Origin of the sequence: Fulvivirga imtechensis AK7 (assembly GCF_000331535.1) — a bacterium.
In the GTDB taxonomy this organism is placed as follows: domain Bacteria; phylum Bacteroidota; class Bacteroidia; order Cytophagales; family Cyclobacteriaceae; genus Fulvivirga; species Fulvivirga imtechensis.
Window position 1 is genome coordinate 36,644 of sequence record NZ_AMZN01000089.1, and the last position, 14,506, is coordinate 51,149.

At 43.1% G+C, this 14,506-nt stretch carries 10 protein-coding genes; 5 read left to right on the forward strand and 5 right to left on the reverse strand.

Translation table 11 applies throughout. The annotated features are described in order from the left end of the window. Positions 1–41: 41 nt before the first annotated feature. Genes C900_RS30970 through C900_RS23590 form a run of 3 tightly spaced genes read right to left on the reverse strand, consistent with a single transcriptional unit; the run spans position 42 to position 2,702 of the window. Positions 42–587 carry an ATP dependent DNA ligase gene (locus C900_RS30970; protein ID WP_342662404.1) on the reverse strand — a complete coding sequence of 182 codons (546 nt, stop codon included), beginning with the start codon at positions 585–587 and terminating at the stop codon, positions 42–44. Further along, entirely contained in the window at positions 517–1,623 is a 1,107-nt protein-coding gene (locus C900_RS23585; protein WP_009582812.1) for an ATP-dependent DNA ligase, read from the reverse strand. The genes C900_RS30970 and C900_RS23585 overlap by 71 nt, the downstream gene beginning before the upstream one ends. Further along, positions 1,620–2,702 (reverse strand): ligase-associated DNA damage response exonuclease, encoded by a 1,083-nt coding sequence (locus tag C900_RS23590; RefSeq protein WP_009582813.1) that lies wholly within the window; start codon positions 2,700–2,702, stop codon positions 1,620–1,622. Before C900_RS23590 ends, C900_RS23585 begins: the two co-directional genes overlap by 4 nt. 462 nt (positions 2,703–3,164) lie before the next feature. Between C900_RS23590 and C900_RS23595 the strand changes: the two genes are divergently transcribed. The 3 genes from C900_RS23595 to C900_RS23605 all read left to right on the forward strand — a co-directional run bounded on the left by C900_RS23595 (position 3,165) and on the right by C900_RS23605 (position 9,428). Next, on the forward strand, positions 3,165–5,651 hold the full coding sequence (locus C900_RS23595) for an alpha/beta hydrolase family protein (RefSeq protein ID WP_009582814.1): 2,487 nt from the start codon (positions 3,165–3,167) through the stop codon (positions 5,649–5,651). Between the two features lie 261 nt (positions 5,652–5,912). Further along, on the forward strand, positions 5,913–8,342 hold the full coding sequence (locus C900_RS23600) for a TonB-dependent receptor plug domain-containing protein (RefSeq protein ID WP_040497406.1): 2,430 nt from the start codon (positions 5,913–5,915) through the stop codon (positions 8,340–8,342). A 495-nt stretch (positions 8,343–8,837) separates the two neighbouring features. Further along, positions 8,838–9,428, forward strand: coding sequence for a YceI family protein (locus C900_RS23605; protein ID WP_009582817.1), 591 nt, complete (start codon positions 8,838–8,840; stop codon positions 9,426–9,428). Positions 9,429–9,486: 58 nt separating this feature from the next. Here C900_RS23605 and C900_RS23610 read toward each other — a convergent pair whose 3' ends face one another. Together C900_RS23610 and C900_RS23615 are read right to left on the reverse strand one after the other, a co-directional pair. After that, the gene (locus tag C900_RS23610) at positions 9,487–11,775 is read right to left on the reverse strand and encodes an FdhF/YdeP family oxidoreductase (protein ID WP_040497407.1); all 2,289 of its coding nucleotides are present in this window, start codon (positions 11,773–11,775) and stop codon (positions 9,487–9,489) included. 197 nt (positions 11,776–11,972) lie between these two features. Next, on the reverse strand, positions 11,973–12,872 hold the full coding sequence (locus C900_RS23615) for a LysR family transcriptional regulator (protein ID WP_009582819.1): 900 nt from the start codon (positions 12,870–12,872) through the stop codon (positions 11,973–11,975). A 110-nt stretch (positions 12,873–12,982) separates the two neighbouring features. On the opposite strand from C900_RS23615, the gene C900_RS30090 reads away from it, so the two are divergent. Together C900_RS30090 and C900_RS23620 are read left to right on the forward strand one after the other, a co-directional pair. After that, the gene (locus C900_RS30090) at positions 12,983–13,147 is read left to right on the forward strand and encodes a hypothetical protein (RefSeq protein WP_009582820.1); all 165 of its coding nucleotides are present in this window, start codon (positions 12,983–12,985) and stop codon (positions 13,145–13,147) included. Positions 13,148–13,189: 42 nt separating this feature from the next. Next, entirely contained in the window at positions 13,190–14,098 is a 909-nt protein-coding gene (locus C900_RS23620; protein ID WP_009582821.1) for a DMT family transporter, read from the forward strand. The last annotated feature ends 408 nt before the right edge of the window (positions 14,099–14,506 follow it).

Sequence of the window (14,506 nt, forward strand, 5' to 3'; positions counted from 1 at the left end):
CTAAAAAAACTGTAAACTGAGAACAGAAAACTATAAACTGTTTATCCATACACATCTAACAACTGCTGCAAATCTTCCAACGTATTCGCCTCTTCCACCACCTTATCCCTTCTCCACCTCTTGATCCGGGGAAAGCGCAAGGCTACGCCTGACTTGTGGCGTTTGGAACGGGCGATGCCTTCGAAAGCAATCTCAAATACCAATTCGGGGGCAACACTTCGCACGGGGCCGAACCTGTCAATAGTATTTTTCTTGACGAAACGATCTACCTCCCTGATCTCTTCATCTGTCAGGCCGGAATAGGCTTTAGTGAATGGCACTAATTGTTCATTATCCCATACAGCAAAGGTGTAATCGGTATATAGATTGGCTCTCCGGCCATGGCCGCGCATGGCGTAAATCATCACGGCATCTACTGTTAGCGGGTCCACCTTCCACTTCCACCAGTCGCCACGTTTGCGCCCCGTACGGTAGACAGAGTCTTTTCTTTTGAGCATAATACCTTCGCTGAAATACTCACGTGACGTATCCCGCTCTTCGGCCAGCTCCGCCCAGGTAGCAAACTCCACCTGCTCTGAAATGCGCAAAACGCCTCCGGTATGGGCCTCTGCTATTATTTGCTCCAATTGCTCGCGCCTTTTGCCACTGACGCACATCTTCCCCCTCCCACTCCAGCAGGTCGTACGCAATAAAAGCCACGGGTGCCTTCTTTAAAATAGCCGGAGTTACATTCTTTCGGCCTATCCTCGTTTGGAGCACATTAAAAGGCAGTGGCTGCTCGTCCTTGAAGGGCAGTATTTCACCGTCCAGAACTGTTCCGTTGGGCAACTGGTCTCTAAAAATCTCATACTCCGGGTATTTATCCGTTACCAGCTCCTCCCCTCTTGACCAGACATACAGCTTGTCATTTCTGACGATCACCTGACCGCGGATGCCATCCCACTTTCGTTCCGCCATCCAATGGTCCGGGTCACCTATTTCGTGTGGGTCGTCCAAGGCATATGCCAGGTAAAAGGGATAAGGCCTGGAATCATCTTCGGCTTTTTCCTCAGAAAGGATCAATTCTTCAAAAGTGGTATAGTCAGGCCACCAGTGCCCCATCAGCCGGTGCGCCAATATGTTCTCTTCGATGCCGGTGTGCATAGACAATGCCCTGACCATCAGCTTTTGAGATACTCCCATCCGGAAAGCGCCCATCATGAGTTTGTTGAAGACAAATCTTTCGGTTGTGGAAAGGGAAAGCCATGCCTGGGTAAGCTGCTCTTTTCTTCCTGCCTCATCAAGGTCTGCCAGTGAGCTAATGAAATCGATCCAGTAGGTCAGACTGTGATCTGTTCGTGTCTCAGGGTCGGGCAAGATCAGAGCGATGGTTTCGCCAAGATCCCCTGCAACATGATAAGACTCTTCAAAAAGCCAGTACGGCAGTCCGCTCAGTTCACAAGCCCATTCTTTGATATAATTGATGTTCACCGCTCTTTTAGGTCTCCGATGCGAGAGTATCGCAATAGCCCAAAGTTTATCCTTATCGGGAGCCTTTTCAAAATATTCCAGCAAGGCATCCAGCTTAGCCAATGTCTTGGTGGTTTGGTCCAGTCGGGTGAATAGCTCTGCAAATAGTTTCATTCTGGCGGCTGATTACTGGATTCTGGTGACCGGTTGCTTGTTTCTTGTTCCTGGTTGCTTGTCGTTGGTTGTTGGGTGGCGGCTTCGCCTATTTCTTCGAGTTCGCCTTCGAATTGCGTTTCTACTCTCGCTGCTTCTATACCTTTCTCGCTCAACCACCGGCTAAAAGTGGTGGTATATCCGTGGGTAACAAACACCCGCTCAGCGCCCGTGGCCTCCACTACGCTGTTCAAACCATCCCAATCCGCATGGTCCGACAAAGGAAAGCCGCGATCTACGGACCTGCGCCTTCTGGCTCCCCGCAGCCGCATCCACCCTGAGGCAATACCCACGCTGTAAGGCAGGAACCGTTTCATCCAGGGTGAACCCAGAGCCGAGGGTGTGGCTATAACGATTCCTCCGGCAAATTCCTCCTTTTTCATTTCCGGGATCACCCGAACGGTAGGCTTTAATGGAATTCCCTGGTTTCTGATGACCTCATTCACATTCTCCACCGCCCCGTGGGTGAAAATCGTGCCGATGGACTCATCCAACCCTTGTATAATCCGCTGTGCTTTGCCCAGTGCATAGCCGGACAGCACTGTCACCTTACCGTCCTCTTTGTTTTGCCTCCACCACGTGTTAATATCATGAAATACCTCCTCCTGCGGTTTCCAGGAGTAGATGGGTAGCCCAAAAGTAGACTCCGTTATAAAAGTGTGGCATTTTACCGCCTCAGAAGGTTCGGAAAGGCCGTCATTCTCGGTTTTGTAGTCGCCCGACACTACCCATACCTCGCCTTTGAATTCTACTCTGATTTGCGCAGAACCAATAATATGCCCCGCCGGGTGAAAGGAGAATTTAACACCATGGATATTTACATATGCTCCAAAATCAACGCTTTCTATCTTCATATCGTGTCCCAGCCTATGGCGGAGGACCGGCATGGCGGATTTAGTGCACAGATAATGTCTATGCCCCCAATGTGCATGGTCAGAATGACCATGAGTGATCAGCGCCTTAGCCACCGGCTTCCACGGATCGATGTATACCTCGGCCTGAGGACAATAAATACCTTTATTTGTGAATTCCAATAGCATACTAGCTTCTAACAAGTTAAGCTTTTTAATGTTAATCCTGCACCTTCATCACTGGCACACGTCATGGTGGCCGGCAATAACAGGCAACGAGGCATTTAAGACATGTGGGTCTGTTCCCATCGGATTCAATTCGTATTGGTAGGTAAGTCAAACTGAATTATATAAATATTCAATCAAATATTTGAAATAAGTCAAATATCCGGTAGATTAGAAACATTATACAAAATACTACATGCATTGAATCGGAAAAACACATTTTACATTTAGCAGCAGGTAAGTGAGTAGCTAAGCGCTTGGTTCCTCAGTGAAACTGAAACGCGAGACTACCGCTAAATAAAAAACACATGATACTCAGACTAATACTCATGAACAAACTTTCGTATATCTCTATATGAGTTCATAAAGAATAATGAACGATCCCTAACGCTCAATACTAGGTACTAAAGACTAAATTATATACAAATGAAGATATCACTTTTAACACTGCTATTACTAAGTTTCCATTGCTTATTATACATTCAGGGAACGATGGCCCAAGACAAAAATCCGGAGGACAATGCAAATGTCTGGCAATCTCCTGACGAGGACATCCTCAAAATTCTGCATGCACCCCTGTTACCGACCACATCAATATCTCCAACAAAAACACATATGCTGCTAACGGACCCTATTATCTACCCAACATTATCAGAATTGGCAGCACCGATGCTCAAACTGGCCGGTATCCGTGTTAATCCTAAAAACAATTACTACCATGGGAGACATGGAGGTACTTCTCCACGAATACTCACAATAAAGAATGGAAAAACGGTACCACTGAATATTCCGGAGAGAGCAGAAGTGATGTCGGCTGACTGGGCCATAGATGGTCAACGCTTTGCTTTGTCTGTCGGATTTGAAGACAGGATTGAATTGTGGATGGGGGACATCAGCGGTCATGTAGAAAAGGTACCGGACATGATCCTTAATCCTCTAATGGATGAAACAGTTAAATGGTTTCCCGACCAACAAAAAATTTTAGTCAGAAGAATTAATGATCGTGGTGCCGCGCCTCAAAAACCGGTGATCCCAAGCGGCCCTAAGATACTGGAAGATTCCGGAGCCTCTGCAAGGTCGACATACGAGTCAAGGAATCTACTGGAAACGGCACATGATGATGAATTGTTTACTTACTACTCCCAATGCGAATTGGTCATTTATAATACCAAAACCAAACGAAAGAGAGTTGTCGGTCCTGCCGCTTCGTATAGATATGCAAGTATTTCTCCCGATGGGAAATACTTATTAGTGGAAAGATTGAAAAAACCCTGGTCACATGAAGTGGCCTGGTGGCGGTTTGCCAATGATATCGAAGTATGGGACCTGGAGGGAAAACTGGTGAAAACGGTTGTCAACCAACCTTTGGCCAATGAGGTACCCGTACATGGTGTAATTACTGGCCCGAGATATGTATCCTGGCAACCCACTACTCCCCATACTTTGTTTTGGATGGAGGCATTAGATGGCGGTAACCCGGTAGCAGAAGTACCATTCAGAGATAGACTTATGAGGTGGAAAGCCCCATTCGATGACCAACCAGAAGAAGTTTTCAAAGCAGAGCATCGCATACAGGCAACCATATGGGGGCAATCTGACGGAATGCTTATGGTGTACCAGAGAGAACGCATAAAAAGATGGCGCTATGTGTGGCTGCTGAATGTGGACAAAGGTACCTCCAGACAATGGTTTGATCTGAATGAAAATGATAGCTATAATGATCCCGGCTTCCCGCTTTTTACACAACTGGAAAATGGTAATTATGTATTCAAAGTTGAAGATGGTTCCATTTATTTCCGTGGCCAAGGTGGCACCAATGATGGCGATCGTCCATTTGTTGATAAGCGAAATATGGAAACAGGAGAAACCGAAAGGATCTTCCGGTGTGTCGCTGATAAATATGAATATTTCGTTGACTTTGGCGAGGAGTCCAACAGCTTTATTATGAGTTCTGAATCGCCTACGGAAGTACCTAACTTTTATTTAGCAAAATTCGGACAATCCATTAAAGCGGAGGCTGGCGAAGGCACCCGGGCAATCACTAAACGCCCCATCACAAAATTTAAAGATCCAAGCCCGGAATTGCGCCAGATAGAAAACAAAATTGTCCGATACCAAAGAAAGGACAGCGTTGAATTAAGTTTTCAATTGCTTTTACCTCCGGACTATAAGGAGGGTACCAGGGTCCCTACGGTTGTGTACGCTTATCCTTTGGAATACTCTGGTGCTGAGACGGCAGGTCAGGTCAGAGGATCTTCTAATCGATTTATGCGTATTTATGGTCCATCACATAAATACTTTTTGATGCGAGGTTATGCCGTATTGGATAATACTGCCATGCCAATGGTTGGTGATCCGGAAACGGTTTATGATTCATTTGTACCACAATTGGCAGCTGATGCTGAGGCGGCTGTAGCGAAAGCTGTAGACATGGGTATTGCAGATCCGGACCGGATTGGTATCATTGGTCATAGTCATGGCGGCTTAATGGTTGCCAATTTACTGGCACATACCGATTTATTCTGTGCAGGTATTGCACGCAGTGGTTCCTATAACAAAACAAATCAGCCATATGGGTTCCAGGGAGAACGCCGTTCCCTTTTCGAAGCAACCCAATCCTATATTGACTGCTCTCCCACATTCTTTGCAGACAAAGTCAATGAACCTGTTTTGATTATTCATGGTGATGATGATTCTAATCCAGGTACGCTGACCTTTCAGTCAGAGGTGTTTTATGAAGCGGTACGGGGTTCGGGAGGTACAGCTAGATTGGTACTGTTACCATTTGAAGATCATGGCTACAGAGCAAAGGAGTCAATCGAACATGTGTTATGGGAACAGATAAATTGGTTTGACAAATATGTTAAAAACCGTAAGATCACTGACGCAAGTGCGAAAGAAAAAAAGCCATAAATATTGAGTACTTCATCTGAATCTAAGCATGGGTGCTAATTTCAGACTGGGGCACAAAGTACTCAAAAAGCCCCATGCTTCCTGGCTGCGGACCGTTGTGATCTCTTCAGTTTATGAAGCCGTTATTTTATATTTTTGTATCAACTAGTTTTTATCATACTGCCGTTTCATAAAGGAATAATGGACCTGCGAATACCTGCATATTCAGGAGTTACAGTAGTAACTCATTCCGCAGGCGCTGTTTTTAAAATAATGCACTCTATGCTGAAGCACCTACTCCTAACCTTAGCGATTCTAACTGGATCATTAAATCTTTTTGCTCAAGCAGAATATGAAGAAAAGCTCAGTAACTATTTATTTGCTCAGAGACAAGAAAAAATATATCTCCACTTAGACAAACCTCATTACGGTGCAGGGGATGAGGTATGGCTCAAGGCTTATATAGTTGACGGCACCTTTCATACCCCTACAGAGATAAGTGGCACTTTATTCATCGAGCTCATTAGTCCTGAAAAAAAGATTATTGACTCTTTACTATTACCCATTCGAGATGGCGTTTCCATCGGAAATTTTACACTAAGCAGGAATTTAAGGAAAGGAAACTATGGAATAAGGGCATACACCAATTGGATGAGAAATTTTGATCAGGATTTCCTCTTTAAAAAAAGTATTGAAGTCATAAATCCTCTCAAAAAATCAACCGATACGTTAAATTGTTATCAAAACACTAGTGAACCTATTCGAAATACTATCAAATCTATTGACAGTGATTTACAGGTAGATTTTTTACCGGAGGGTGGTGATTTGATTGATGGTATTTCAACCAAAGTGGCCGTCAAGGCAACAGATGCCTTAGGAAGAGGGGTGTCCTTTACAGGTCGAATCATTGATAACAGTGGTGAGTTCATTACCGAGATTAAAAGCAATAAATTTGGACATGGATTATTCTTCATGACCCCATCCCTGGAGTCTACTTATACTGCTATTATTAATGCCGATACTTTCAATCTAAGAAAAGTAAAAAAATATGGCGCCTCAATTCGTGTACTTCATAATTTTCAGTCAGATAGAATTCAGATATCTGTGCTTTCTAATGGAGTAGATCTATCCGGTGGCTCACTTGTAGCGCATCAAAGAGGCGGACTCTTATTTAGCACACAATGCCAGCAGGAATCCTCCTTTTCCACTATTCTGAGCAAGGAAAATTTTAGTAGCGGAATAATCCATCTTACATTTTTTAATACTGATGGAATACCGCTTTCTGAACGGTTAATATTCCCCAACGTACCCTCAGGTGACTCTGTAGTTAAGATAAAACCTAAGCAAAGTTTGCATAAAACGCGATCTAAAATTATTGTAGAATTTAGCGCCTTAAGCGATTCCGTACATTCTGCTTCAGTCACAATCAATCCGCTGGAGGATCTCTCCCTTTCCGGGCATGAAGAAAATATTGTTAGCTACTTACTTTTAAGTTCTGACATCAAAGGACGGATCGAATCACCTTCATATTATTTCCACAACACAGATACTTCTTACGAGGCATTAGACCTGTTAATGCTAACTCAAGGTTGGACAAGGTTTAATTGGGAATCTCTTCTAAATAACAACGATTTCTCAATGAAGTTTCTCCCTGAGAAAGGAATTACTATTAGAGGTCAAATAACCGATTATTATAACGAGAGTCAATTTAGAGAAGCGAATTTTACATATATGGTACCCCTGTTAGGAATTAATGAAACAGGTCGGACAGATAAAAATGGTCGTTTTGTAGTAGAGGGGAATGACTTTCAGGACAGTACAATGGTAGTTATTAAAGCGCATGGGTTTAAGGGAAAGAAAAATAAAGAGGACAAAAACGTTAGAGTGAATCTAACTCCCCTGCCTCGACCTGAAATAAAATCTCCCCTAATTCCAAATACCGGCATAAACTCAATGTTCATAACAAAAGTAACTAAACTTGATCAAATATCAAGAGCCTACAGGCTTGACAATGAAACTACCTTGCTAGATGAAGTGGTAATATCAGCAAAACACCCAGTGACTGAACAGCTTCAAGAAAGAACAAGCCTGTATACCGAGCCAAGCCATAGGTTATTTATAGATTCCATGAAACAGAATATAGGCACCCAAAGTGTTTTCGATTTATTAGAAATACTACCTGGGGTGCGAGTCTCAGGCTCATGGCCCGATCTTACAGTTAATATCAGAGGTGCAATTAGCACATCAACAGATAGCGAGCCTTTATTTGTAATTGATGGCATTCCTGTCGATAAGGATGCTATTGTCTTCCTTCCTATCCAATCAGTTGAATTCATTGATGTGTTAAAAGGACCAAAGGCTTCAGTTTATGGAAGTAGAGCTGCCGGAGGAGTTATTCTGGTCTATACCAGGCAAGGAGGCCCTATTTTCTTTGAAAAAGAAGATCCGAAGGGAATATTAGGGTTTATGCATCCTGGATATACCAAATCAAAAGAGTTTTACAGTCCTCAATATGATAGACCAAGGGAAGAACATATCGTACCTGATTATAGATCAACCCTATTTTGGGAACCGGACCTACAATTCAACAATAATAAAGCACAATTAACCTTTTATTCCTCTGATCAAAAAGGAACCTATCTGATCCAACTGGAGGGGATATTAAAGAACGGAGAACCTGTTTACGAAAAAATGACCCTTGAAGTGGAATAAAAAATCCCAAAGTAGGGGTCATCACAGGCTATAAGTTCGCTTAGCCATTTTCGTGCAACAGGCTTTCTAAGGCTGAATCGTTTCAAGCGCAAGCCAAAGATGCTATTATACTGCTGTACAAACACCTATGGGTGAAAAAAGTCATAGACATTCGTGAAGAATGGATTCTGCTCCACCCCAGGGTTAGACACGAAGGGCTGCGCTGCTTTTTCTACCGATGACGTATTATTTCAACATGTTGATTTGTAACAAGTTGATATCCCATTTCTTTCGCTGCAGCTTTGCAACAGAACAATTCGTCATCTCATTTTGTGCATTTTTGTGAAAAATGTTAAGTCTCGGGATGACGCTTATGATCGTTATGGCACTCCGGTGCTGGTGGGTGTTTGAATTCAGACAGGCACAATAACCAATTTTCTCCAAAACAAGGCAACCTTCTTCACCATCATTACGTGATTACGTGTTACAACACGTAAAACCAAAAACAAAACAACTATGAACAAAAATTTATTGATCTTAACACTTGTAAGTGTGGTATCACTCATGTCATTTATAAACTTACCTACCGCGGGTACTTATAGCATTGACACAAAAGCGAGTGAGTTGAAGTGGACGGGCTATCACCTGGCAAAGTCATACGAGCACTGGGGGCATGTGCAACTAAAATCAGGTGCACTGGAAACTGATGGCGAGAAAATCACGGGTGGTACATTTGTGATCGATATGAACTCCATCAGCAATGCCGACATTGAAGAAGAAAAGAACAACCAAAAACTGGTGAATCACCTGAAGTCAGACGATTTTTTCAGTGTGAAGGATCATCCCGAGGCTAAATTGGTGATCAAAAGCTCTGAGAAAACAGGAGAAAATACTTATAAAACTACTGGTGACCTGACCATCAAAGGAATTACCAAAGAAATTGAGTTCGGAACCACGGTCAACAAGCTTACTGACACTGAAATTGAGGCTGTTGCTGATATGAGGGTACCGAGAACAGAATTCAAAGTGATGTATGGATGGAAAGTTGAAAATGCTATCCTTGATGGTGAATTCAGAATGGAAGTGAAGCTGGTGGGAAAGAAATAGAACAGTAGGCCGGCTTACCAAGCCGGCTCATCTTCCATATCAGCTTTGACCTGCCGATCTACTTCTCGACTTTCACCACCACAGACTTCGAAATAGGCGTTCTACTGGTATGAGCATAGTGGTTATAAGGTATCAGCACATTGGCCTCCGGAAAATACGTGCCAATACATTTGGATGGAATGTCATAAGGCACTACCAAAAAGCTTCTTGCTTCCCTCCTCTCGCCATCATAGTTGCTAACCAGTGTTACCTCATCTTTAAGCTTAAGTCCTGCTGTTTGCATGTCCGTCTCATTCATAAGAACGACTCTACGTTCATTATAAATTCCTCGATACCTATCATTTAAGCCATAGATAGTAGTATTATATTGATCATGGGTGCGGATCGTCATCATAAGGTACTCATCATCTTTCAGTAAGTGATCAGGGTTTTTATTGATGGTGAAATTGGCTTTGCCGGTGCTGGTCTTAAAATCTCCTTCCCTGGCGCCATTGGGAAGGTAAAAACCTCCGGGGCGCCTCACTCGTTCATTGTAGCTATCAAATCCCGGAATAGTTTTCTCAATGAGATCACGGATATGATCATAGTTAGACACAAGATAGTCCCACTCAATGGTGTCATTCTCACCAAAAGTAGCCTTAGCCAGCTCAGCCACCAGCTTCGGCTCACTTAATAGCTGATCTGATACAGGTTTTTTGCCGCCTCTCGACTGGTGTACTACCCCTGTTGAGTTCTCTACAGTAACAAATTGCTTCCCGCTTTGCTGCACATCGACTTCTGTTCTACCCAAACATGGTAATATCAACGCGGTTTTCCCATGTATAAGGTGGCTCCTGTTTAGTTTGGTAGATACATGCACAGTCATATCACACTGCTGAAGGGCACGAGCTGTAAATTCAGTATCCGGAGTAGCTGAAATAAAGTTTCCTCCCATAGCGAAAAAGAACTTCGCTTTACCTTCTGCCATCGCCTTAATAGCTGTGACGACATCATATCCCTCGTTTTGTGGTGGGTCAAACTTAAAGACCTCTTTTAGCTTCTGTCCGAACTCCGGTTTCAGCTTTTCCCAAATACCCACAGTACGATCTCCTTGTACATTGCTGTGGCCCCGTACAGGACAGGTGCCAGCACCACATTTGCCAATACTGCCCTTGAGCAGCAGCAAGTTTACTACCTCTCTAATATTATCAACCGCATTCTTATGCTGCGTAAGTCCCATCGCCCAGCACACAATGATCTTATTTTTTATTGCCAGTAGCTCTACTGCTTCCTCTATCTTCTCCTTCGAAACAGAGGTTTGTGTTATTAATTCATCCAGGTCATACTTTTCCAGATCAGCAAGGAAATCATCATAGCCCGAAGTACTATTCTTTATGAATTCATTATCCAAAACTTCTCCGGGTCGATCGTTTTCTTTCTCCATCAACATTTTCATCATGGCTTTGAGCAATGGTACATCGCCATTAACCCTTACTTGAAGAAATATGTCTGTCAAAACGGTACCGCCACCTATCACATCCAATGGGTTTTGCGGGTGTTTAAATTTCACCAAACCGGCCTCCGAAAGGGGATTGATCGTGATTATCTTCGCTCCGTTCTCCTTGGCTTTTTGCAGTGCCGAGAGCATCCTAGGGTGGTTGGTGCCAGGATTTTGCCCCATGATCACGATCACTTCAGCCACGTAAAAATCATCCAACTTCACAGAACCTTTACCAATACCAACCGTTTCTGACAAGCCCGAGCCACTTGATTCGTGACACATATTAGAACAGTCAGGAAGGTTATTGGTACCATATTTTCTTACAAAAAGCTGGTATAGAAAAGCAGCTTCGTTGCCTGTTCTGCCTGAGGTGTAAAATATGGCCTCATCGGGCGAAGCCAGTTGGTTGAGCTGATTACCAATTAGCTTAAAAGCCTCACCCCAACTCACCGGTTCATAATGGGAGGCTCCCGCTCTAAGCAGCATTGGTTCTGCTATCCGGCCACTCTTACCTATTTCATAATCAGACCACGAAGACAGCTCTTCCACAGAATGCTTTCTGAAGAATTCAGCATCTACCCGCGCGGTAGTAGCTTCCTCAGCAACCGCCTTTGCACCATTCTCACAAAACTCTACGATAGCGCGGTCGTTGTCAGGGTCCGGCCAGGCACACCCGGGACAGTCGAACCCGTGGAATTGATTCACCTTAAGCAAAGTTTTTGTACCCTGCACAACCCCCACCTCACCAAATACATGCTTCAAAGAGGATGTAATGGCCTCAAGTCCTCCCGCCATTTTTTTCGGTTTGGTCAGCCTGATACCTGTATGTTCTTCCGGTGGTTGTGCATGTAGTTTCAATTCTGCCATGGTTTGTTCTCCTGATACAATTTTCAAATTATTGCCATACTAATTTACGTCAATCATGATGGATCACAAAGATTTGCGGAGGTTATGTAAATTTGATATCAAACGTTTGCACCTGCCCCGGATCGGTTCTGAAGCTCGTCAGAAAAAGCTCCGGGTTATTAACATTTCATCCCTTCTGATCCATTTTCTCAGGCAATTTATACCGAGCAAACTCCGGCAATATTACACCTTAAATGCTCAATAAAATTGGTAATATACTGAGGCGTGTCGGAGCGCTTGAGGGTTACGGCATACCATGTGCGAAACAGTCCGTTCTTCGAGACAGGCACTACAGCAAGCCTTTTATCGTGAAGGTAGGGTTCAATGATCCATTTCGCGATTACCTTTACGCCCATTCCGGCTTTTACCATTTCCACGGCCGCCTCGGTAATTTGTATAGGTATCACCTTTTTAGGCATTACATTTTCAGGGATCAGCAGTTTTCTGAAAAGTGTTACGGTTTCAATCGGCAAAGAATGGATAATGATTTTTTCATCTGCAAAATCCTTTGCCTGTACATATTTTTGCTTAGTCCAGGGGTGGTCAGCAGGTACCAACGCCAGCAGTTCATCCGTAAAAAGCTCCGTCAGTTCAATGTTAGGGTTATTAACACGGCCACTTACCACAGCTACATCCAACCTGCCTTCAAGGATATGATTCACCGGATCATTGGATGATTCCGGAGATATCTCAATATCAACACATGGAAACTCCTTATTGAAATCTACCATCAGCGAAGGCAACCAATGATAACATGTGTAGCATTCTGTAGCCATTCGCACAGCACCTTTATCTCCACTAACATATTTTTTAACTGACACCTCTGCGTGTTCCAGCTCGCACAAGATCTTCTCTGCTGATTCGAGTACAATTTTACCTGCGCCTGTAAGAACAAGCTTCTTATTTACCCTGTGAAACAAAGGTGCACCTAACTGACTTTCAACTTCTTTCAACTGATGACTGAGCGCTGACTGCGAAAGAAACAGGCTATCCTTTGCTTTTGACAAGCTGCCTTTTTCCGCAACTTCTTTAACGAGCCTAAGATGACGTACCTCCATAACTATGTATTAATAATTTTCATAAATATATAAAAATAAATTCATCGTATTAATAGAACGTACGAAAATTGTTCCCGTTAATTCCGGTACATCAAAAACAATAAATAATTATGAAGGCATTAACAATCACTCCGAACCCCTACTCTATGGAAAAAGAAGCCGTCAAAACTCAGAAAGCTGTCAAAAAAGATTGCAAAGCGCCAGATTTTGAGTGGCAAAGTTACCTAAAGGAGGATCATAATCATAACATTGCTTTATCGCTATTCAACAAATAGTATAAGCCATATTCACACACAACGTTAAGTATATATCCTACAATGAAAATAAAAAATCTACTTCTTTTACTTTTATTGGCCTCTCTGTGGGGCCCATCTTTTCTATTTATAAAGATAGCCGTTGGAGAGATCTCCCCGGTTACTGTAGCTGCACTGCGAATTGTCATTGCTGCGGCTACTTTATACCTCTTCATTTTTATCTCGGGTTCCAAACAGAAAAAGAACCTGGCATTTTGGAAGCATGTAGCCATCACCGGATTTTTCGCTCAGTCTCTGCCCTTTATCCTCATTAGCTGGGGAGAAATGTACATTGACAGCGGTCTGGCATCAATATTAAATGGATTAACACCTTTATTTACAGTAATACTGGCCAATTTCATGATCTCGGATGAAAAAATGAACATCCAAAAGATCACCGGCACAGTACTGGGCTTTATAGGACTAATTGTTTTAGTCTCACCTGGCTTCAACTCCGAAGTGAAGGCCTCTGTATGGGGCATTGCAGCTATTACACTTGCAGCGGCCAGCTATGGTATGGGCATGGTGTATACCAGACTGCACTTAAAAGGCACCACTCCTATGCATGCTCCTGCGGCACAAGTATTGGTGGCAGCTATTTACATGATACCATTGTCTCTTTTAATAGATGGTCCGGCTCAACTCACCACAGCTTCTTTTAACGCATGGGGTTCTGTGCTGATACTGGGTATATTTGGCACCGCTATGGCATATGTGGTTTATTTTAGAATAATTGAAAATACAAGTGCTTCATTTCTTTCTACAGTTACTTATTTAATACCTGTTTTTGGAGTAGTGCTGGGTGTTATTTTTCTGGATGAAACCATTTCGTTGGAGACGCTTATCGGTGCAGTCTGTATTCTTTCCGGATTGATGGTAGCCAATAATGTTTTGAAAATTGGAATTTTCCGATTGAAGGCAAAGGGTGCCTGATCTTATCCGGATTCAACCGTACCAGTTCTCGGACTTGTTTCCAAAGCCGTTAACTTAAAGTATACAGCCCTCGTAAAATGATGGATAAATTGCTAAATCCGATCATTTTATTCCTCGTATTGAGTTATCACCTCACCCTTGAATAGACTGAAATAGAAGTACAGAAGAACCGGGGGCTATCTCAAAAGACCAAACTCAAAACTTAAAGTCATTCTGACGGAGGAAGAATCCTACTAAGATTGAAAGTACCTGCCTTATAACTTAGTAAGATCCCTCGTTCCTACCAACGACAAGTTTTTACTAGATTCTGATAATCAATGAATTATTAAATACCCCACTATCGTCATCCCGAACGTAACGTCACCCTGAGGAACGAAGGGTCTTCCTCAGTTTAGTAAGGACAACTTT